Annotated in this window: 21 protein-coding genes and 1 pseudogene; 6 read left to right on the forward strand and 16 right to left on the reverse strand. The window is 47.2% G+C overall.

Features of this window, described 5'->3' with window-relative positions; genetic code table 11:
- Positions 1-189: 189 nt before the first annotated feature.
- The 7 genes from GKG43_RS16125 to GKG43_RS16155 all read right to left on the reverse strand — a co-directional run bounded on the left by GKG43_RS16125 (position 190) and on the right by GKG43_RS16155 (position 5,834).
- Entirely contained in the window at positions 190-1,062 is an 873-nt protein-coding gene (locus tag GKG43_RS16125; RefSeq protein ID WP_002587448.1) for a DegV family protein, read from the reverse strand.
- Positions 1,062-2,426: a radical SAM protein gene (locus tag GKG43_RS16130; RefSeq protein ID WP_002587447.1), complete on the reverse strand. Its 1,365-nt coding sequence runs from the start codon at positions 2,424-2,426 to the stop codon at positions 1,062-1,064. The genes GKG43_RS16125 and GKG43_RS16130 overlap by 1 nt, the downstream gene beginning before the upstream one ends.
- Before the next feature lie 81 nt (positions 2,427-2,507).
- Positions 2,508-2,681, reverse strand: coding sequence for a cysteine-rich KTR domain-containing protein (locus tag GKG43_RS16135; protein WP_080633489.1), 174 nt, complete (start codon positions 2,679-2,681; stop codon positions 2,508-2,510).
- Positions 2,682-2,726: 45 nt separating this feature from the next.
- Complete coding sequence (locus GKG43_RS16140) at positions 2,727-3,512, reverse strand: ABC transporter permease subunit (RefSeq protein WP_002587446.1); 786 nt, start codon at positions 3,510-3,512, stop codon at positions 2,727-2,729.
- A gap of 12 nt (positions 3,513-3,524) precedes the next feature.
- Positions 3,525-4,319, reverse strand: a complete 795-nt coding sequence (locus GKG43_RS16145) for an ABC transporter permease subunit (RefSeq protein WP_002587445.1) — start codon at positions 4,317-4,319, stop codon at positions 3,525-3,527.
- A 13-nt stretch (positions 4,320-4,332) separates the two neighbouring features.
- Entirely contained in the window at positions 4,333-5,220 is an 888-nt protein-coding gene (locus GKG43_RS16150; protein ID WP_002587444.1) for an ABC transporter ATP-binding protein, read from the reverse strand.
- Entirely contained in the window at positions 5,217-5,834 is a 618-nt protein-coding gene (locus tag GKG43_RS16155) for a TetR/AcrR family transcriptional regulator (protein ID WP_129879352.1), read from the reverse strand. The genes GKG43_RS16150 and GKG43_RS16155 overlap by 4 nt, the downstream gene beginning before the upstream one ends.
- A 229-nt stretch (positions 5,835-6,063) precedes the next feature.
- Here GKG43_RS16155 and GKG43_RS16160 point away from each other — a divergent pair, with 229 nt between their 5' ends.
- From GKG43_RS16160 to GKG43_RS16180, 6 genes are all read left to right on the forward strand, one after another.
- Positions 6,064-6,420: a helix-turn-helix transcriptional regulator gene (locus GKG43_RS16160; protein ID WP_002587442.1), complete on the forward strand. Its 357-nt coding sequence runs from the start codon at positions 6,064-6,066 to the stop codon at positions 6,418-6,420.
- A gap of 1 nt (position 6,421) precedes the next feature.
- Positions 6,422-6,586 (forward strand): hypothetical protein, encoded by a 165-nt coding sequence (locus tag GKG43_RS22955; protein ID WP_002587441.1) that lies wholly within the window; start codon positions 6,422-6,424, stop codon positions 6,584-6,586.
- Between the two features lie 29 nt (positions 6,587-6,615).
- The gene (locus GKG43_RS16165; protein WP_002587440.1) at positions 6,616-7,596 is read left to right on the forward strand and encodes an alpha/beta hydrolase; all 981 of its coding nucleotides are present in this window, start codon (positions 6,616-6,618) and stop codon (positions 7,594-7,596) included.
- 28 nt (positions 7,597-7,624) lie between these two features.
- On the forward strand, positions 7,625-9,160 hold the full coding sequence (gene cls / locus GKG43_RS16170) for a cardiolipin synthase (RefSeq protein ID WP_002587439.1): 1,536 nt from the start codon (positions 7,625-7,627) through the stop codon (positions 9,158-9,160).
- A gap of 12 nt (positions 9,161-9,172) precedes the next feature.
- Positions 9,173-10,363: an AI-2E family transporter gene (locus GKG43_RS16175; RefSeq protein ID WP_002587438.1), complete on the forward strand. Its 1,191-nt coding sequence runs from the start codon at positions 9,173-9,175 to the stop codon at positions 10,361-10,363.
- A 187-nt stretch (positions 10,364-10,550) separates the two neighbouring features.
- The gene (locus tag GKG43_RS16180) at positions 10,551-10,907 is read left to right on the forward strand and encodes a helix-turn-helix transcriptional regulator (protein ID WP_016147209.1); all 357 of its coding nucleotides are present in this window, start codon (positions 10,551-10,553) and stop codon (positions 10,905-10,907) included.
- A gap of 190 nt (positions 10,908-11,097) precedes the next feature.
- On the opposite strand, the gene GKG43_RS16185 is transcribed toward GKG43_RS16180, so the two are convergent.
- The 9 genes and pseudogenes from GKG43_RS16185 to ltrA all read right to left on the reverse strand — a co-directional run bounded on the left by GKG43_RS16185 (position 11,098) and on the right by ltrA (position 19,619).
- Positions 11,098-12,510, reverse strand: coding sequence for a relaxase/mobilization nuclease domain-containing protein (locus GKG43_RS16185; protein WP_087153705.1), 1,413 nt, complete (start codon positions 12,508-12,510; stop codon positions 11,098-11,100).
- Between the two features lie 120 nt (positions 12,511-12,630).
- Positions 12,631-13,260: an RloB family protein gene (locus tag GKG43_RS16190; RefSeq protein ID WP_002587434.1), complete on the reverse strand. Its 630-nt coding sequence runs from the start codon at positions 13,258-13,260 to the stop codon at positions 12,631-12,633.
- On the reverse strand, positions 13,257-14,426 hold the full coding sequence (locus GKG43_RS16195) for an ATP-binding protein (RefSeq protein ID WP_002587433.1): 1,170 nt from the start codon (positions 14,424-14,426) through the stop codon (positions 13,257-13,259). The genes GKG43_RS16190 and GKG43_RS16195 overlap by 4 nt, the downstream gene beginning before the upstream one ends.
- Positions 14,427-14,686: 260 nt before the next feature.
- Positions 14,687-14,986 (reverse strand): CD1845 family protein, encoded by a 300-nt coding sequence (locus GKG43_RS16200; protein ID WP_002587432.1) that lies wholly within the window; start codon positions 14,984-14,986, stop codon positions 14,687-14,689.
- On the reverse strand, positions 14,983-15,294 hold the full coding sequence (locus tag GKG43_RS16205) for a hypothetical protein (RefSeq protein WP_002587431.1): 312 nt from the start codon (positions 15,292-15,294) through the stop codon (positions 14,983-14,985). Before GKG43_RS16205 ends, GKG43_RS16200 begins: the two co-directional genes overlap by 4 nt.
- A gap of 157 nt (positions 15,295-15,451) precedes the next feature.
- Entirely contained in the window at positions 15,452-15,796 is a 345-nt protein-coding gene (mobC, locus tag GKG43_RS16210; RefSeq protein WP_002587430.1) for a plasmid mobilization relaxosome protein MobC, read from the reverse strand.
- Positions 15,793-16,611 (reverse strand): DUF3849 domain-containing protein, encoded by an 819-nt coding sequence (locus GKG43_RS16215; protein ID WP_087153704.1) that lies wholly within the window; start codon positions 16,609-16,611, stop codon positions 15,793-15,795. The genes mobC and GKG43_RS16215 overlap by 4 nt, the downstream gene beginning before the upstream one ends.
- Position 16,612: 1 nt before the next feature.
- Positions 16,613-17,611, reverse strand: a pseudogene (locus tag GKG43_RS16220) (DEAD/DEAH box helicase); the annotation flags it as partial.
- A 157-nt stretch (positions 17,612-17,768) separates the two neighbouring features.
- Positions 17,769-19,619, reverse strand: coding sequence for a group II intron reverse transcriptase/maturase (gene ltrA, locus GKG43_RS16225; protein WP_129879354.1), 1,851 nt, complete (start codon positions 19,617-19,619; stop codon positions 17,769-17,771).
- Positions 19,620-20,167 lie beyond the last annotated feature (548 nt).

Consider the following 20,167-nt stretch of genomic DNA (forward strand, 5'->3'; position numbering starts at 1 on the left):
TCAATATCTACAGTTTTCAAGGTTCAATTGAGCCTTATTTATTTGACTCGTTTTTCCATACATCATTTGACACTATCTACTTCTAGCAGACAGTTCAAAGCTGCCGAGCATAAGTTACCCGGCAGCTCTAAACAAAACTATATTTTTCTATGATGGAGAATGCTTTTTTGCGTATCTACAAATCCTCCGTCATCGATTATTTCCCCAGTAAATCAATGCCAGTGCGCCGGGACCGGTGTGTGCTCCGATGATAGGGCCAATATAAGCAATACAAATCTCAGAATCCGGGAATTGTTCCAACAACCTTTCTTTCAGCATATCTGCTGCTTCAGGGTCATCGGCATGACCTATCAGAATCGATTTACCAAGTTCAGGTTTCCAGCCCTGTTCCATTCGGGCAATCTGAGTGGTAACAGCCTTTTTTCTTCCACGAGGTTTTTCCACTGCTTGCAGCTTTCCTTCGCTGTCCACATGAAGCAACGGTTTGATCTGCAAAGCCGTTCCCATTGCGGCTGCGGCACCTGAAACCCGCCCGCCATGTTTCAAATGGGTAAAGGTATCAACCGTAAACCAATGACATACCTCTAATCGGTGTTCCATGACCCAAGAAGCCAATTCATCAATAGACAGTCCTTCCCTCTGCTTTTTCGCAGCTTCTCTGACTAAAAACCCTTCACCCACTGCGGCAGCAAGCGTATCAATGCAGATGATTCTTCTTTCCGGATATTCCTGCTGTAGTTCTTCAACCGCTAAAAACGCAGACTGATATGTACCTGACAGACCAGAGGAAAAACAGAGATACAGAATATCGGTTCCCTGTCGCAGACAGGGTTCAAAATGCTTAAAATAAATCGTTGGGTTGATTTGTGAGGTCGTTGCAAAATTCCCAGCTCTTTGCAAGCGGTAGAACTCCTTGGCTGTGATTCCTTCCGGGGAACCATATGAGTATTCTGTTCCGCCGATCTCAACATTCATAGGAATCATTTCAACAGATGGCAGACCTGCGGTTAACTCCGGTGCGAGATCTGAGGTGGCATCTGTGAAAATTTGATAGCCGTCCATCACTTCTTACACCCACTACAGCCCTGACAAGCAGCCCACAGCTCATCGGCCTTCGGCTTCCAGGTTTCTGCATAAAGTGTAGTCTTATCACACAGATGGTCAACACTTTCCGGGGACTGATACTCGGTAGAATGGGCACCGGATTTCTTTACCATGCTACGCAGACATTCAGGATTTTCCAGCATAGGACACGGCTGGAACATATTATCATTAAAGGGCTGACCGTCGTGATAGGCCATAAACAGCGGAGACTGATATGCTTCCAGCAGGGTCTTTTCACGGATGTTGGAGTCAGAGTAATGGATAAAAGCGCAAGGCTCAATGTCACCATTGGCATTGATATGCAGATAGTTGCGGCCACCAGCAATACAGCCGTTTACAAATTTCGCATCATTCTGAAAGTCAATTGTGAAAATAGGCTTTGTGCTACGGTATTCGCAGATGCGGTTATACATCTTTTCACGCTGGTCAGGAGACGGGAGCAGCTCCACAGCGGAATCGTTGCCCACAGGCATATAGTGGAAGAACCATGCGAACTTCGCACCGCACTCCACCAGATGATCGAAGAACTCATCCGAGCTGATGGAGTCGATGTTCTTGCTGGTATAGCACCCAGATACGCCGAAAGGCAGCTTCTTTTCTTTCAGAATCTTCATCGCCCGCATAGTAGCCTGATAAGTACCCTTGCCACGGCGGAAATCAGTAGCTTCCTCGAAGCCTTCAATGCTGATGGCCGGGTAGAAGTTCTTCACCCGCAGCATCTCATCGGCAAACTTCTCATCGATAAGGGTACCGTTGGTAAAGGCAGAGAATACGCAGTCAGGATGCGCTTCACACAGGCGGAGCAGATCGTTCTTGCGTACCATAGGTTCACCGCCGGTGTAGAGGAACATATAGGTTCCCAGTTCATTGGCCTGATTGATGATGTCATCCAGTTCCTCATAGCTCAGATTCAGCTTATTACCGTATTCTGCCGCCCAACAGCCGGTGCAATGAAGGTTGCAGGCGGAAGTGGGGTCCATCAGGATTGCCCAGGGGATATTGCAGCCGTACTTTTCACGATTAGCCACCTGCTTGCGGCTGCCTAAGAGAGATGCATTGACAATAAAATTGCGGAAGAACACTTTGCGGACTTCAGAATCAATGTCCGTCCAAAGGCTGTTGATCAGGCGCATCCAGTTGCTGTCAGGCTGCTCCATCACCTTACGGATTTGCTGGCGCTGTGTGAGATAGAGGTTATCCTTATCGAACTTATCCGCCCAATCTAACAACTTGGGGAATGCTTCCTGCGGATTGCTGTCAACATATTTCAGCACTTGATTGACGGCGAAAGCCTGTGCGCTGTCTTTAATAGAATTACTCATGGTTTTGTCTCCTTTTCTATCTTAAAAGCAAAAAGAGCCGATAATCCGCAGCACAAGGCTAACGGGTTATCGGCTCTGCGTCTATGCGTCTGGCTCTGTGATAACTGTGGTATTGAATTGTTTTACGCTGATTATTATTTCCCGTTTGCACTTCGGACAGTATAGCGGAAAATTTTCAAGTACTGTATTATCACAGATTTTAATTCTCGTTTTGTTGTTGCAGTTGGGGCATAATAGCCATTCGGTTTTTTTCATTCTTTGTTTTTCATCAGATAATAGAATATCTATGGACAATTACATTTACAACTCACGCAGTTTCCACCGCCTTGTAGAAACCATTACACACGCGCCCACAATGAGTACTGTTAAGACGATGTAGGAAAGATAGACGCCATTTAGTGCTACTTCATACACATCATAGTACCGCAGAGGGGTCAGATAATCCAAGAAACGATTCCCTGTGTACTCGGCAGTAAAGGCCAACACATAGGCGGCCAATACGAAAACCGTACCGGCGCGTACCGCGGCCTTATAAGATTTGAAAAGGCTGGCAAACAGCAGACCCAAGGCAAAAAAGAGAAGCTGGGTAAAGAACATTCCCATCGTTGTGGAAAGCACCGCTCCCGGCTGATCCAGACCGCCCAAAGGAAGAACGATCGTGAAATAATTGCACACGCCGCTGAACAGGGCGAACACCAGCAGGTTCACTGCTGAAACGATCACCTTCGCCAGAACAATGGTTTTCCGCTCCACAGGCTTTGTGAACAGGTATTCGGATGTTCCAAATTTCTTTTCCCTCGCCACACAGGACAGGCCCAGAGAGATTGCATAGGCAAAGGCCAACAGCCCCTCCCAAAAATAGATACACGCGTACCAACCAAGGGCAGTCGTGAGATCCCCTTTCACACCGAACATGATCATGATCAAGCGAGGAAATTGGCCGACTGTCCGGGCCATCTCATCCAGACTGTCCTTCAAGGATAAAAGTTCAAAATAGCAGAATCCGCACAGCAGTAACATGATCCCCAGCCAGATCAGCAGGGTCTTTCTGGTTTGGCGGAATTCGTTTTTCACCAATGTTTTCATCTTTGCACCCCCTCATGAGCGGAACTGGATGTCTTTTTTCAAAAAGACACGATAAGACAGCACCAAAAACAGGGCAAACAGCAGTACACACCATCCCAAGTAATCCAACTCATAAAAGCCAGATTTGGAAATCTCAGCCGCACTAAAGAACGAGTACGGGGACAGAAAACTAATGGCACGGTTGCTGACAATGTTGGAGAAGCTGGTGACGCAGTACTCGACAAAGACAATTAACCCGGCAGTCAAAAGTGGGCTTCGATTGCGTGAAAATAGAATTCCAACCAAAAGCCCCATAGCTGCAAGGAACAGCGTGACCAGCATGAGGGAAAGAGCAATCAGAAAGAACTCTCCCCAGTCAATGCCGGAGCGGAACAGGGCCAGCGCCAAAAAAGAGGCGAGAAGATATACCATGCTCACGACCACTACGCCGAAAAAAACCGTGAACGCCTTTGCCCAGTAAATCGTTTTTCGGGTATGGGGTTTTGTAAACAGATATTCAGAGGTTCGCTCCGAGCACTCCTTGGTGTGAATGGCGATACCGAAGTGCATCCCGAAAATACCGGACGCAATCATAAAAAAGCTGGTAAGAAACGCATAAATGCCCAACGGTGAGGTCAGATATTCCATGGACACACCAACGCCTTTGTAAAAATCACTCGTACCCAGCGTTTCATAGAGGTCTCCGGTGGAAACATCCATAAAGCTGTAATAGGTAGGCGTCATCACAAAAACACACAGAGCCAAGGCGATGGCCCAACCCAAAATATATTTGCGGTGCCTTTTCAGTTCATATTTCAAAATGACCATGCCTGACACCTCCTTACGCATAGTAGTGCATGAAGATTTCCTCCAAAGAGGGCTCTTCCAAAAGCACATCGTCCAAATGCAGCAGGTGAAGCTTGTCAATAATCGCCGTGATATTTCCGTTATACATAAAGGAAACAGAGGTCTTATCCGCAGTCTCCGCATAGTTCGCAATGCCGGACAAATCAAAGAAATCGCGAGGGATAGCCTCCTTTGCGCTCAGAGAGACTTTCTTATAGCCGCTCTCACGCAGTTCTTTGATGGACTGTATGCCAATAAGCTGTCCCTCTTTCAGAATGGCCACCCGGTCACACAGTTTCTGCACCTCACTCAGCACATGGGAGGAAAAAAACACGGTAGCGCCCCGGCTGTTTTCCTCCTTCAGAATATCATAGAAAGCCTGCTGGATCAGTGGGTCTAATCCGCTGGTGGGCTCGTCCATAATAATCAGTTTGGGCGAAGTCATAATGGCAGACACGATACCCACCTTTTTCTTGTTGCCCAGAGAAAGGTCTGCAATCTTGCGGGACAAATCCAAATTGAGCCTGTCGGCAAGCTCCTTCATCTTTGTCTTGCAGTCCATGCCGTACAGATCGGCGGTGTACTGCAAAAGTTCACGGACTTTCATGTTTTCGTAATAGCTGTTCTCGCTGGGCAGATAGCCCACATCCCTGGCGATGACGCTGGCCTTGGAGTGACAGTCCAAATCGAAGATAGATGCGCTGCCTCCGGTGGGACGGATCAGCCCCATTAGGGTGCGGATCGTGGTGGACTTACCCGCACCGTTGGGGCCGATAAAGCCGAAAAACTCTCCCTGGTTGACAGAGAAACTGAGGTTATTGATTCCTCGATGCTTCCCATAGTGCTTGGTCAATTCATTCAAGACAATCGCTTGTTCACTCATTTCAAATACTCCTCCTTATAAAAATTTTTCCGCAGAATTGCGATGTTCTTCTCAAAATCCTCCATGACAGCCTGAAAATCGAAAGCCGCCGCCCCCCGGTACCCGGCCGCATAGCCCTCGGCCATCAGAAGCAGCATCTGAAAGACCGGCTGGGCATCCTCTGGGTCTTTGAATTTCAAAGCATCCTCTTCCCGCAGAACAAGATCGTTTCGGAATCTGCCGGTCTCCTCCGTCAGGATCGCCAGCGTATCCGTCACCTCGGGAGAATTTTCCTCCCAGGCACTGGTAATAAACTGCAAGATAAAAGGCTGATTTTGGAGCCCCTCCATTTTCATGCGGCTGGATGCCAGAATCCTGTCGAACAAATCTGTTTCGGAATCGAGGGCTTCCTTATCAAATAGTCCCTCTATGATTTTCTTGCAGTATTCCAGCAGGTAAATGTAGAGCTGCTTTTTACTGCCGAAATACTGAAACACAGACGCTTTGGAAATGTGTGCGGCTACCGCAATATCATTGATTGAGGCTTTTTCATAACCAAACTTGCCGAAGCACTGGAGCGCCGCATTGAGAATGGTCAATCTCTTTTCTTCGGTCAGGGCCAAAAATTTGTCCAATTCATTTCCTCCTTTTTACACAATAACCGTTTCGGTTATTTAGAGTATAGCACCAATAACCGAAACGGTCAAGTATTTTGGAGTATGATTCAAAAGTTTTCTTTTTATACTGTTAGACCAACGAAGATTAGTCTCGAAAGTACCGGTGTGTTCAAGTCAGCAGTTGCACGAAAATGTAATTCGTTCAAATACTACTACCTGAAATATAAAATTACATTGGGTGATGTCTATGAAATTTGAACGCGATGAGCGCAAATTTGATTTCCACGATATAGGGTGCGAGATAAAGCGCAAAAGAGAAACCAGCGGGATGACACAGGATCAACTGGCCCTTATCATTGACCGTGATCCCCGCACCATCATATATAACGAAAACGACGGTCAGCATCCGAGCTTGAACACTTTTTATCAGATGGTGACAATGTTCGATATATCGGTGGATCAGTTCTTTTATCCAGACATGAGCGCAGATGACGCTTGCAAAAAGCGCATCAATACACTTGCTGCATTAACACTTGACCGATTCGGTTATTGGTGCTATACTCTGAATAACCGAAACGGTTATTGTGTAAGAAGAAGGAAATGAATTGAACAAATTTTTGGCCCTGACCGAAGAAAAGAGATTGACCATTCTCAATGCGGCGTTCCAGTGCTTCGGCAAGTTTGGTTATGAAAAAGCCTCAATGTCGATTCTGTTATATTACGCATATCGCAGAAAATTAAGTAAGAAAACTGCCAATGACAAAGAGTAAGTTATACCCACGTTATGAAAGGACGTGCTATGAAGGATTCATTGAAAAAAGGATTGATAATAGGTGCTGCCGGTAGTGCGATTTGTGTGCTTTGGCATCATCTTCTAACCAAAAAGATGATGCAGCTCGCCATGGATCGGGTTGCGCCGCAGGACAGAAGCAACGGAAAAATGCGTGTGTCCGGTTCACCTGAAATGATAGAAACCACTGAAATTGTAAAAAAGGCAGCTGGTCAGCTCGAAAAAAGCGGCTGTGACGTGGTGGAAATCACTGCTCACGACGGAATTTCATTGATTGGGCATTGGTGTCCCTGCGAAGAACCGAAAAGAACTATAGTTGCCATGCACGGGTGGCGTTCCTCCTGGTCACATGATTTTGGTCTAATCGCAGATTTCTGGCGCAATAATCATTGTTCTGTACTCTACGCAGAGCAGCGGGGACAAAATAATAGCGGCGGCGACCATATGAGTTTAGGTTTGCTGGAACGCTACGATTGCCTGGCATGGACAAATTGGATAAACGAGAAAACAGGAAAAAGCATTCCCATCTATCTTGCCGGGGTATCCATGGGTGCAACCTCTGTGCTAATGGCGTCCGAACTGGAACTGCCGGATAATGTATTTGGAATCGCAGCGGACAGTGCATTTACTTCGCTCCATGCAATTTGGAAACATGTCTCCGAAAGCAATCTGCATATTCCTTATGCTCTGCATAAAACAGGTGCCGATAGGATGTGCAAAAAGCGCATCCAAATGGATGCTGATGCTGCCTCAACTACAGAAGCGTTGAAGCACTGCCAAATTCCTGTTCTTTTTGTCCACGGAACAGATGACCACTTTGTTCCAGTTGAAATGACATACGAAAACTATAAAGCCTGTACATCAGAAAAGCGTCTGCTGATTGTTCCGGGCGCTGACCACTGTATGAGCTATCTCGTAGGAAAAAGCACCTACGAGCGCATTGCAAAAGAGTTTTGGGAATTTTGCGAACAGCGGAAAAAGAATCCGTAGATTTGAGTTTGAAGGGGGGGGAATCATTATGCGCCAGCGTTGGCTCCGTGTCTTATTCCGTAGAAGGATGTTGACGATACTCCTGCTACTTTTACAGGTATATTTTCTTATATGCCTTGTACTTGGGGGAAGTCAGCTTTCCCGAAATTTCAGTCGCCTACTGACAATCGTCAGTATCATTGCGGTGCTTTATATCGTTTCCCAGAAAGACAAAGGCGCCTACAAAACTGCATGGGCGATCCTGATCCTAACCTTCCCGTTGTTTGGTGGACTGATGTATCTTTTGTCTAATGCACAATCCTCGAAATGGCGCTTTGCAAAAAGTGTCCTCCATACACAACAAAAGGCAAAACCACTCTATGCACTCCCCGGCATTTGCTATGAAAGCGCAACAAAACAACTGCCTGAATATTACCCTCAAATTCATTACTTGCAGGAATACACGGGGTTTCCAATATATGCAGATACAGAAACACATTACCTTACACCGGGTGAACGAAAGCTGGAAACACTTTTGGCGGAACTTGAAAAAGCCGAGAAGTACATATTTCTGGAATATTTCATCGTGCAGGAAGGCGTTATGTGGAACAGCATCTTGGAAGTTTTGAAGCGAAAAACCACGCAAGGCGTAACTGTGCGACTGATTTATGACGATATGGGTTGCTTTCTCACTCTTCCGAAAGACTACGCAAAGCAGCTAAAAAAACACGGTATCCAGTGCGCCGTATTCAATCCCTTCCGACCTGTTCTGACCGTAAAGCAAAATAACAGAGATCACCGAAAAATAGCGGTCATTGATGGAAAGGTGGCTTTTACCGGAGGTATCAATCTGGCAGATGAATACATCAACGCCATTGAGAAACACGGACACTGGAAAGATGCAGCGATCATGCTGAAAGGCAAAGCCGCATGGAGTTTCACACTAATTTTTTTACAGACGTGGGAAATTTGTACCCATACAGACGAGGACTACGAAATCTTCTACCCATGGAAAGAACAAGAGTGCCCTGTTACTGCAAAGGGGTTTGTTCAGCCATACGCTGACAGTCCAATGGATGAAGAAAATGTGGGCGAACACGTTTACCTGCATATCTTAAACAATGCAAAGAAGTACGTGTATATCAACACCCCATATCTGATTGTCGATGATAGTATGCTTTCCGCTTTGCGTCTTGCGGCAAAAAGTGGTGTAGATATACGCATCATCACACCCCACCGCTGGGATAAATGGTGGGTACACATGACCACACGCTCGTATTACCGAGAGCTGATAAAATCAGGCGTTAAAATCTACGAATATACCAATGGTTTCATCCACTCCAAAACCTTTGTGTCCGATGACCGTACTGCAACAGTCGGGACAACAAATTTGGATTTTCGCAGCTTATATCTGCACTATGAATGTGGTGCTCTGCTCTATGAGGCCAAAGCTGTTATGGAAGTCAAGGAGGATTTTCTGCAAACGCTGGAGATATGCCAACAGGTGACAGAAAAGGATTGCAAAACAAATATCGTAGTGCATCTGCTCCAGGATATACTGCGGCTATTTGCACCACTAATGTAAGGAGGGTCTTGAATGTTTGAAGATATTGAAACACACAAAAAATTATCAAAGTGGATTATCGGAACGTTTACAGCCTGCATTTTGATTTATCTTGGCATCCGACATATTAGTCATGTAGCTGATGCCGTGATGTGGTTGAAAGACCTGCTGAACCCACTTTTAATTGGATTGATTTTGGCGTTGTTTCTGAATGTTCCGTTGGGGGTTATTGAAAGACATCTGTTCCCCAAACATCCGACATCTAGGAAAACGAAAATGCGCCGCCCGCTTGCGATCCTGCTTTCATTTATTTTGGTGATAGGGGTCTTTGTCGGTGTTGCTTTTCTTGTTATTCCCGAATTGATCGATGCAGTATCTATTGTCATATCATCCTTGACGAATGGTCTGGATCAACTGGTGGCATTTGAAAGCACGGCTGACTATTCTAAAATCCCATTCGGAGAACAGCTGTCCCAAATTGATATTGATTTTCTTGAACTGAAAGACAATTTGAATGAATGGTTGAATCAATTGGGAACCACCATTATGGACACTGCTGCTTCCGCATTTGGAAGCGTGGTTGCGACGGCAGTCGATTTTGCGATTGGTCTTGTGTTCTCAATTTATATTTTGGCCAATAAGGAGAAATTAAAAAGTCAGATCACCCGAATTGTCCGTGTATGGATTCCAGCATGTTTTGCCGAGCGGGGCATTCATGTGGCAGCTGTCTGTGAAAAAAACTTCAAGCTTTTTGTAGCAGGGCAAACGACTGAGGCAATAATTTTAGGCAGCCTGTGTGCAATCGGTATGTTAATTCTGAGAATACCATATGCGCCGATGATCGGTGCGCTTGTTGGGGTAACAGCACTGATTCCCTATGTCGGTGCCTGGATTGCTACACTTGTGGGTGCATTTTTGATTCTGACAGTCAATCCTTTTAAGGCACTGGTATTCATTATTTTCCTGCTTACTTTGCAACAGATCGAAGGAAATGCAATCTATCCGAAAGTTGTGGGCGCAAAAATCAACCTTCCTGCCATGTGGGTTTTAGCGGCAATCACAATAGGTGGCAATCTGGCTGGACCAATCGGTATGTTGCTTGGCGTACCTGCCGCAGCAGCCACTTACGCTCTTTTGAAAGAAGCAACCGATAAGCGGGAAACGCATCTGAAAACACAAGAAAAAGAGCAGATGGGTAATTCACATAAACAGAATATATCCTAAAAAAATTATCTCAAGATAAAAACTCATAGTAGGGTGTAAGGACTCATGATATAAAAATATCAAGGGTCTTTGCGCCCTATTCGTTTTTTATATTACAAAATCGGCATTATCATACCTTTTAGCGGGCATAATAAGGTTATTCCTCAAAACAAATCGGCACGATACAATGTTATTGAGGTGAATGATTATGCCGATTGACGATTTAACCGCTTTGGGTCAAATAATGCGGGAGGCCCGAAAGAAAAAAGACCTGACACAGCAGGAGCTTTCAGATCTGAGCCATGTTTCTGTAAAACAAATTGCCAACATTGAAAAAGGGCAGATGAACCCTTCCTATTTGATTTTAAGAGCATTGGCCAAGGTTTTGAACATCTCTCTGGACTCTCTAATAAATCCGGATGTTTCTCCAGAAGATGAGGGAGCCAACCAGATGAAAATGCTTTATTCCAGTTGCCCGTCAGAAATGCGTGAAACCCTGCTGCACCATACACAGGAGACCATGCAGGAATTAACAGAACTATCTAAGAAAATTGAAGCGAATTGAGCCAGTGAGTGAAATTTGACGGTTTCCTCTCTGGCTCTTTTCATTTCTGCAAAGAAAGCGGCAAGCAATGCCCCTGGATAGCCATTCGGCTTCCGGCGCTGCTTGTTGGGGGTTTCCCCCAAGCCCCCATGAACGCAGAATTTCATTCTGCGGCTGCGCGTCCGTTGGACGCTTTGAACCATGCCCTGGCTTACCGCTGGGCATGGTCTTTTTCCTTTTCTGTATCGTGTTCCGCCTCCATATTCAGCAGACGATCCACATTGGCCTTTGCCGTCAACAGCTCCCGCATTTCTTCACGGGAGCGCCGATATTCGGCATAGGCTTTTTTCTTTTCCTCCAAAACCTTGGCATACTCGGTCTGTAAACTTTTGACGGTGGGCAGCTTCTTGACACCCATATCGTCAAAGGCGTTCTTGGCTGCCTTATGAAGCAGAATGTCCGCCTCATGCTCAGCCAGAAATTTTTTAGAATAACCGGCCTTGCGATAAGCCACATAGACCTCGCGAGTTTTTGCATAGTTGATGATATGAGTCCGCAGAACAGCGATCTCCGCCATGCGTTTCTCCGCCGCCTTGATCTGCGCCGACAGCTCATTGTGATGAGCCGTAACCGCAGCTGTTTTTTCCTCCAGCACTGCATATTCCAGCAGATTATGTTCAGAAAGATAATTCATCGTCTGCGCCATCTGCTTGAGGTTAAAGACCTTAGCCCAGCGCGCATATCCGGCACCCTTTCCGGCCTGCAATTTTGCCTGGATGTCCACCAGCAGATTGACCTTCGGCGGATCTGCTTGCAGCGTCGCTTTTTTCCGAGGCGTATGCTCTTTCTGACCGGAGAGAACCGCCAGCAGGTCCCCCAAACCGTAACCTTCACCCAGGCTCTCCAGACGCGCAACTTTATCCCATTCCAGGAGCTTCAAGCGATAGGACTTGCCGCGCCGGGATACCTCGCACCCGGATTCCTGAAGCAGCTTCAGTAGCTCATCCAGGTTGGCGGGATGCTGTGCCAGGGCATTGTCAATACAAGCCCGCAGCTGCTCCCGATGAGAAGGCTTTGCCTGATCGCCCAGCCACTTGTTATAGCTTTTTCCATGAGGCTTTGGATTTTCCACAATGGACAATCCGTTTTCAATGCAGATGGTATCACTCAACCGGCGAACAGCCTTAGTGCTGCCCCAAAAGTTCCGAAATTTCCGGTCACAGTCCAGATTGACCGCCGACCAGATAATGTGATTATGGATGTGCGATTTATCAATATGGGTACAGACGATAAATGCGTGTTTGCCCTTGGTAAACCGGTTGGCAAACTCCACTCCCAGCCGGTTGGCTTCCTCTGCGGTGATCTCGCCGGGACGGAAGGACTGCCGGACATGATAGGCAATCACATCGTCCGTTCCCCGCACCCGCCCGGTGGCAGAAATGTACTGGCGCTTTGCCAGCAAAAACTCGGCATCGGCCACCCGGCTGTCACATTCATAGCCGGTAATCAATTTGCCGTGGTCTGTCTTTTGTGGGTTTGCTACATAGTCGATGATGTCGCTGATTGCCTGACCTTCCGTGCGGCCTTTGCCGATGTGCAGCGGCATGATGCGTGTGGTTGCCATGAAAAGTCCTCCCTTTCAAGTAGATACCTTTATGATGCAACAAGAAAGCTGCCACTCAACGAATTTCAATCGCTGAAGTGACAGCTTTCTGCCATAATGCACGCTTCCATAAAGGTGACGTTATATTCTCTTACTATTCAAAAACTCAACCAGTTCATAGACCGTTGTTACCGGATTGCTGTCGCGGCAAAGCACAGCAACTTGATCCCTGCTTAATCGCTCCACCCGTTCTTTTGCGTATTGAACGGCCTCTGCCTGATGTCCCTGCAATTCTTCAAAAACATCCACGCTTTTTCCGTAATTCTCCAGATACCCTTTGCTCTTTAAGATGTCGATTACCGCAGCAGAATCCTTCAAATATCCATTCCGTTTTTCAAAATGAAGCAAATACCAATATTCAAAGGCCGGATTGGAATATGCGATTTTATACCCGTGCTTCTCTGCATACAAAACTGCCGCCTGAAGCTCCGAATCTTTATTATCGTCGCAGTCGAATACACACCAAAGCTGATCTCCGTCTTTGGGATAGTAGTCCGCTTGAGAAATCAAAGATTTTGCGTGTTTCACCAAATGCTCGGCAGCTTTGTGCTTTGATGAGATCGGTATAATATCCACCAGACAATTCCGTGAACGAAAATGTTTGAAATAAAGCGTTTCTGTTTCCTTTCCTTCACAGATGATATAGATGATCGGTTTACGCTTACGCCGTGTGACTTTGTTTGGATCATACTCTTTTCTCATCTTACTCATCTGGCGTCACCTCCAATAAAAGGAATCGCACCAAAGCGTCCCTGGAGATACCCCTTACGCACATTTTCTCCTTTTCTTGGTGAGAAAGAAGTCAATGAGTAAAGCTCTGTTGCACAAGTCTTATCATTCTTTTCTGCAAACCAAATCTGATCCCTGCGGAAAAAGTTCAGGTCGAGCAGCATTGCATCATGTGTTGTAAAGATCAACTGCGCTCCCTTTGTGTTAATGGCCTTATCCTGCACCATTTCAATCAACCGCCTGGTCAGGAGGGGATGAAGGCTATCTTCAATTTCATCAACGACCAAAAGTGCGCCATTTTCAAGTGCCTGCAACCATCCCCCAATTCGGGTGAAAAAGTGTTGTGTACCGGCAGACTCCTGCTCCATTAAAAGCTGGAAATATTCTGTTGTCCCATCCTCGTTAATGATCCGATGTGTCGTTGTAATAACCGGTGCTTTACCTGAACTATTCTTGATTGCAACATCGGTGATTCCAAGATCAGCAAGAAGCAACTCCTTTAAGATACGCGCCTTTTTATCATCGCCACTGGCAATCTGAGCAACAGTTTCTGAGGTGGCCGGTTCTTCTTCCATCAAAAAAGTTAACTTTTCAAGAAACCACCGATAAGCATTTTCCGTCTGAGGCAGATTCCAGTCATTAGAGGATACCAGATAAAGCTTATTGTCCGGTGTCCGGTTACTTAGCGTCATTTGCTCATTGATATTTTCACGGAACTCAAATACGCCATCTTCTCTGGAAAAAATCAGAGCCTCCCGGCCATTGGGCCAATGGAAAAGATACTCTTTATAAATCTTTTTTGCATCAAAAGAGAAACCGTAAGTGTAACGAATCCCTTGATAAATAAACACGATCTCAAAGGTAGTCGGTTGCTTGATGCCACCAAATGGCTCCCACGGCAGCTTTTGTCCCTTAGATGCCTTCGCCGCATTGCCTACCACCATTTCTTTCATTGTCATCATCGCGTGCAGCACATTACTCTTTCCGGCAGCATTGGCACCGTAAATCGCAAGCGCAGGCAGCAAGGTCTTTTTTGCGTCAGGATGAAGCAGATATTCTTCAAATGACTTATCCTTGGAGGCCGCAAAACTGATTACGGCACTATTCTTTATCGACCTGTGATTTTCAACTGTAAACTGAATCAACATAAATGAATACCTCCTATGTTCAGTATTCGCCTTTTCAGTAACCATTATAACAGCTAAAAATGCTCAAGTCAATATTTACTACTTAATTTTGCATTTTTTATGCAAAATATTCGATTAAATTTCTTTGCAACTCTTTTTCAGATAAAACACTTATCGCTCCAAGATAATCACCAAGTTGACCCCAAGATAACATTTTGTCTAAAGAAATCGCCTATACAAAACAAAGTGCGGAAAGAAAACTACTTCCTGCACTCTGCATTTTATCCATAAACAAAATTTTGTATTGTGTACTTCAATCCCTGCACCTTGCTCAGCATCCAGAAAGCCAGCTTGGGAAGTCCGTAGGGGCTGATAAGGAACGCAATCAGAAGCAGGATCAGACCGTTTTGCGGAGAGTATGTCACCAGAACGGCCACGCCCAGCAGGGCAATCACCATGCTGGCCAGCCCCAGCACCAAACCAGACACATATACCAGAGCCACGCAAGTCCAGACAAACAGGGTAAGCAGCACTATCACCGGCGCGACCACAATCTTCAGCAGTAGCTTAAATACTGTCATTTCATCTCCTCCTCTCGACGATCCAAATACCTTTGACAGAGAACACGGATTGCTTCCAATTCATCCTCGGTTGTGTCTCTCCGCCCTTTTGTCAGCCTGATTTCCTCATATCCCTGAAAATCATCAAGCAATACATCAAACAGTTCTTCCGGCGTCCGACAGACCACGCCGCTGCAATAATCGAGGATGTCCCCAATTTCGTTAAACTCTACCCGGATATATCCATACCGGCTCTTGCAGACCTCCAGCTCCGTATCCAACGCCAGATAGTCCTTGAAAATCTCCAAAACCTTTTCAAAGGTCAACATCTTGCTCTCAACTCCTTTATCGGATTACTTTACTACCTGCCCTTATTATCCGGCAAGCGCCGGTAAAAGGCAAGAATACGGGCAAAAAGAAAAAGCGGAGGAAGGCGCGGCGAAAAGAACGCCGTTCCTCCCTCCGCAGATAGGGTTTATGCCCCTGTTACGAAAGTTTGGAGAGCTGGGTAAGGATTTCCCTAACCCCCTCCCATAGCTGCTCCTGCCGCTGGGATATATCCTCCAGGTCGGCATCGTAAACACGCCCGGTTTCATGCACCCGGCGCGTGAGCTGATTTAAGTTGTTGCTGCTCCGGCGCAAAAGGGAAACAAGCTCCTTCAGCTCCGGCAATTCCAGCTTCACCACATAACCGTCCAGCGCCATCTTTCGCAGATAGGCTTCCCGGTTGGCTGTCCCCAGCTGGGACATTTTCTGCTCGATCAGCTCCAGCTCCTCCTGTGATACCCGGAAGTTTACCTGCACCTCCCGCTTGCGGTTCGGGGCAGTCATCGCTCCTGCTCCCGTTTCTTTTGGGTGACAGGCTTATGGGCGGGCGGTTCCTGTTTGAGCTTATCCCGTACCGAAGTTCGGGGTTGCTGCGCCTTTTCGCCCTTGGTATGGCTGCGCTGCTGTTCCTCCCTCACCAGGTCAATAAAGCCGTCCAGCACAGCCGGGTGACTGTTCAACGCATAACCACGGCGAACCGTATCGGAGTTGTAGTTAGGAATTGTCTTAGCCCATTCCTTATTACGGTGGGAATAGCGTCCATCCCAATCCTGAAGCTGGACGGTGTTGGCCAAGACCAGCATAACCCGGTCCAAACCATAGGTCTGAATCACACCTTTGGCGGCATCTTGGTTAAGGTACATCCCATCAAAATGTTCCCGCACCGCCGCTTCAATAGCCTCCTTGCATTGGAGATTGGCCCGGTTGGAAGCCCGGTATTGTTCCAGTTCTCCATGCTCAGACGCATAGGCGGCAGTGTGAGAATAAGTCGTCGTTGTCCGCAGTTCCTCTTTGGCTCTGCATACATCATCGGCTCGGTTCTCAATACTATCCCGCACCACATCCATGTGTGCAGTCTCCAGCTTTTCAAAATAGCGGTACACATCGGCCAGGGGAGAGGAAGAATCCAAAAGGGCCTGCGCCTGGGCATCCGTCAGCTCCAATTCTTCCATAGCCATTACAATGTCCTCCCGGACACTGTACTCATAGGCGTGATGTAAAATTTCCTCCGGGGGCTGGCTTTTCAGCCAGTCCCGGTACTGATCCTGTTCGGCAGCCATTTTCTCATAAAGAGCCGCATTCAAATCGTTGGCATTCACGTTATCGCACCTCCTCATGTTGTTTTGATTTCTTTTCAGGGTTACGGGGCGGCATCGGGCGTTTCAGTCCTTCCAGCACCGAAGGCCGCGTACTTTTGGCAACTACGGATTCCGGCTGGGACCGGCTCCTGCCGTCCAGATTCAGCAGCGTGTCCAGCTCCACCAGACGGGCGGATTTCACCCGCAGATCGTCCTCATAAGGGAACGGCTTGCCCATTTCTTCTCTGGCGGCGGCCTGCTGCTGGTAGAGATCATCCAATTTTGCTTTCGTAGACTCCAGACGCTGGGGCATCTGAGAGAGTGCATTGTCAATACGGGTGAGATTGCCGCGCGGGTCTGTACCCAGGGCGGTCCGGTGGGTCATCTGGCCTTTCAGCAGGAGCGTATATTCCTGCCGCCACGCATCAAACGCCACGGACATATCAAAGCCCCGGTAACTGCCAATCTGCACCGGGTCGGAGGTTTTGACCTCTTTGCAGGCATCCAGCAGGGCGGCACCGGCGTTCTCTTTGTCGGTCAGAACATCGCCCCGGACTTCCATGCCGATAAAGCCTTCTGCCGGTTGCGGATGAGCTGACAGGGTTTCCAGATCAGCCTCAAAGCCTTTGATGAAGCCCTTGTGCTTTTCAATCTCCTCCGGGAAGTATTTCAGCAGCTGATCCTCCAGCCGGTACTGCTTGCTCTGGTGGTCGGCCTTCATCAGCTTCAGTCTGGATACCTCCACATCCAGGTCCATACGCTCCTTAATACGGGGGTCTCCGGCACACAGGGCCTTGATTTCCGCAAAAGACAGTGCGGTTTCATCTACATCATCACAGGAGCGTACCGGCGATTTAGAAGTCATGATCTGGCTGATGAATTTCTGCTTATTCTCCACAGTCTGCCACAGGTAGGCATCAAAGGTTCCCTCCGTCACATAGCGGTACACATGGACAAGGGGGTTCTGGTTGCCCTGGCGCTCGATACGGCCTTTGCGCTGGGCAAGGTCTCCCGGCCGCCACGATGACGATAGGTAAGGTCTGAGTGGCGCGACAGCGCCACTTTCCACCTTTTCCCCCGTCTCACACCGTGCATGCGAGTTTCCCCGCACACGGCGTTCCATCATTATGATTGGGCAGTTAGATTGGTAAGAATTTCAAAGCGTTGAAACTGTTCTGTTAGATTTCGGGATTGCCCGCCATTACACGGAGGGCGTTGAGTTTTGCTAATGCTTTCTTCTCAGGCTGTAAATCTTTGAGGTATGCGCCAATGGTGTCCGGAGCCGTAGCGTGGATAAGCTGGTGAACAGCACGGTGCACGATCACAAGGTTTGAGTACCTATCATCACCGCCCATGCTAACAGGCAGTTTATGATGACAGTGGATTTCATCAATCCAGAGTTCTTTTCCTATGACAGCACACCGTCCGTACTGCGCGGCATAGAGGGAAATCCGGTTATCCATATACTCGACGCTTCGCCGTGGTTCCTTGATTCGCATGAGCGCCAGCATGATGGAGGTATTGATACCAAGATTTTTATGGATTTCCTCCCTGCCCTCCGGGGTGTACTTGCATACCTTTTTCTTCTTGAACAGTGGGGTTTTCGTTTGTATATACCCAACGGGTGCCACGGTTTTACTGCTGATAAATCGGATTTGCTTGCTTTTACCGTAGTTCTCCCGGATATACACTTCGTTGATATGCCCTTTCTTTGACAGCCTGCCATACAGTCGATTTTTCATCACCGTTGACACAGCCCGGTGTATCTGCTCACAGTCTGATGCAACCATAGTCGCATAGCGATAGTAGTTGTGAATACCAAACACCATCGAGTTGTAGAGCGTGATTTCACGGGCTTCATCATCCCGGTCTTGGACGTGCGCAATCTGCTTGACCTGCTCAATGAGCTTGTCCTTTTCTCGCTGGATTGCCTTAGCCGTCATATGCGATTTGACCACATAGCGTTTTCGCTTTTTGACCGCCTTAATCTCAAATCCAAGGAACTCAGAATAGTGTCTTTTCAGGTTGACGATTTTCGACTTTTCCTCGCTGACCTCCAGCTTTAGCCGATCCCGAAGCCATAGCTTAACAGCAATGAACATCTTTTCAGCGTCGGTCCGTTTCCGGCAAAACAGCTTGAAGTCATCTGCATAGCGGATAATATGCACCTCTTTGAGCTTGGTTGTGTTTTTGAAAGCACTATAGATTGCCGTCTTGTTTACCGTGCCGTTTGGTCGTATCTCACAGCTATAGTCTCTTCTGGTAGGCATACTCTCCCATTGGGAGTCAATCCACCAATCCAGTTCATTCAGCACGATGTTGGACAGGAGCGGCGAAAGGATACCGCCCTGCGGCGTTCCCTTTGTAGGATGTTCCACCGTACCGTCCGGCAAAACAATAGGCGCTTTCAGCATCTCTCGGATAATGCACAGTAGTTTCTTATCCCGTATTCCCATATGCCAAATCTGCTGTATCAGCTTCGTATGGTTGACGTTATCAAAGAAGCCCTTGATGTCCACGTCCACTACAAAATAGAGCTTTTGCAGATTTATCATCTTGTAGCATTGGGCGATTGCGTTTTCCGCTGATCGGTTAGGTCGGAAGCCGTTGCTCCGTTCATAGAATTTCGCTTCGCAAATTGGCTCCATGACCTGTAAAATGCACTGTTGTACCAGCCGGTCAATGATAGTTGGTATTCCCAGCGGACGCATCTTCCCATTGGGTTTCGGGATTTCTACCCGCCTCACAGGTTTAGGCTTGTAAAACATTAGCTTTCTTTGCACGATACCGACATATTGTTCCACTGGGAGCTTTTCTATATCCTTGATGGTCAGCTTATCCGTACCGGCTGTGTTGCTGCCGCCGTTACGCTTGATGTTGCGATAAGCAAGGCGGATATTCTCTTCACAGCTGATGATTTCCATCAGCCCTGTAAAGATTTTTCCGTGCTTGCTGTCTGCATACAGCTTGTCAAACACCGGCTGCATATCATAGTATTCGCTGTGTCTCAGTTTCTTTTGCTTTGTCATAGGCAACACCCCCTTCGGGCTGTTTTTCTCTGTCTTACTCGAAGCTATGAATGTTCTTACCTATAACAATCTTTCATAATGACTGGTGGCTGTTGCTCCACCCTCATTACAAGGGCTTCATAGCTCGTGCCACCACTTTCACAGCAATTAAAGGTGCTTATTATTCTTCGTCACCACCGCATAAATGCGTTATGCTGCTTCCCACGTTCCGATAATTCTATCTGTTCATATTCATACTTAGGTGCTTGCTCTGAGCCTGCCAGCTTGACAACGCCTGTAACGCTGTAAGGTGGTTCGTAACTGCCATTTCTACTAAACCTCACTGACTGCCATTTTTCAGACCGGCGCACATTTCTATACGCTCCTCGGTTTAGACCCGTACATTCGCAAGTTCGTCAGACATTTCTGTCATTCTCACCATATATGATTTGTAGACCCCCGGCATATAGGCTACAGCCTCCACCTCTGGAGACCTTTCGTTTGTGCTGCGTCGCAGCCACATTTACGGTAGCTCTCTGCCGACTTTACCGAGCTTCAGACCGCATTTC

Origin of the sequence: Eubacterium sp. BIOML-A2, assembly GCF_009680135.1 — a bacterium.
GTDB classification, from domain to species: domain Bacteria; phylum Bacillota; class Clostridia; order Lachnospirales; family Lachnospiraceae; genus Faecalicatena; species Faecalicatena contortus_B.

Excerpts from the sequence above, each read along its gene's own strand:
- GKG43_RS16195 (WP_002587433.1), bottom strand. The coding sequence starts at position 14,426 with ATGTTGATTCAGTTTACAGTTGAAAATCACAGGTCGATAAAGAATAGT.
- GKG43_RS16205 (WP_002587431.1), bottom strand. The coding sequence starts at position 15,294 with ATGTTGACCTTTGAAAAGGTTTTGGAGATTTTCAAGGACTATCTGGCG.
- cls (WP_002587439.1), top strand. The coding sequence starts at position 7,625 with ATGCGCCAGCGTTGGCTCCGTGTCTTATTCCGTAGAAGGATGTTGACG.
- GKG43_RS16200 (WP_002587432.1), bottom strand. The coding sequence starts at position 14,986 with ATGACAGTATTTAAGCTACTGCTGAAGATTGTGGTCGCGCCGGTGATA.
- GKG43_RS16175 (WP_002587438.1), top strand. The coding sequence starts at position 9,173 with ATGTTTGAAGATATTGAAACACACAAAAAATTATCAAAGTGGATTATC.
- GKG43_RS16160 (WP_002587442.1), top strand. The coding sequence starts at position 6,064 with ATGAAATTTGAACGCGATGAGCGCAAATTTGATTTCCACGATATAGGG.
- GKG43_RS16165 (WP_002587440.1), top strand. The coding sequence starts at position 6,616 with ATGAAGGATTCATTGAAAAAAGGATTGATAATAGGTGCTGCCGGTAGT.
- GKG43_RS16125 (WP_002587448.1), bottom strand. The coding sequence starts at position 1,062 with ATGGACGGCTATCAAATTTTCACAGATGCCACCTCAGATCTCGCACCG.
- GKG43_RS16145 (WP_002587445.1), bottom strand. The coding sequence starts at position 4,319 with ATGGTCATTTTGAAATATGAACTGAAAAGGCACCGCAAATATATTTTG.
- GKG43_RS16130 (WP_002587447.1), bottom strand. The coding sequence starts at position 2,426 with ATGAGTAATTCTATTAAAGACAGCGCACAGGCTTTCGCCGTCAATCAA.
- GKG43_RS16140 (WP_002587446.1), bottom strand. The coding sequence starts at position 3,512 with ATGAAAACATTGGTGAAAAACGAATTCCGCCAAACCAGAAAGACCCTG.
- GKG43_RS16150 (WP_002587444.1), bottom strand. The coding sequence starts at position 5,220 with ATGAGTGAACAAGCGATTGTCTTGAATGAATTGACCAAGCACTATGGG.
- mobC (WP_002587430.1), bottom strand. The coding sequence starts at position 15,796 with ATGACTGCCCCGAACCGCAAGCGGGAGGTGCAGGTAAACTTCCGGGTA.
- GKG43_RS16135 (WP_080633489.1), bottom strand. The coding sequence starts at position 2,681 with ATGAAAAAAACCGAATGGCTATTATGCCCCAACTGCAACAACAAAACG.
- GKG43_RS16185 (WP_087153705.1), bottom strand. The coding sequence starts at position 12,510 with ATGGCAACCACACGCATCATGCCGCTGCACATCGGCAAAGGCCGCACG.
- GKG43_RS16180 (WP_016147209.1), top strand. The coding sequence starts at position 10,551 with ATGCCGATTGACGATTTAACCGCTTTGGGTCAAATAATGCGGGAGGCC.
- GKG43_RS16190 (WP_002587434.1), bottom strand. The coding sequence starts at position 13,260 with ATGAGTAAGATGAGAAAAGAGTATGATCCAAACAAAGTCACACGGCGT.
- ltrA (WP_129879354.1), bottom strand. The coding sequence starts at position 19,619 with ATGACAAAGCAAAAGAAACTGAGACACAGCGAATACTATGATATGCAG.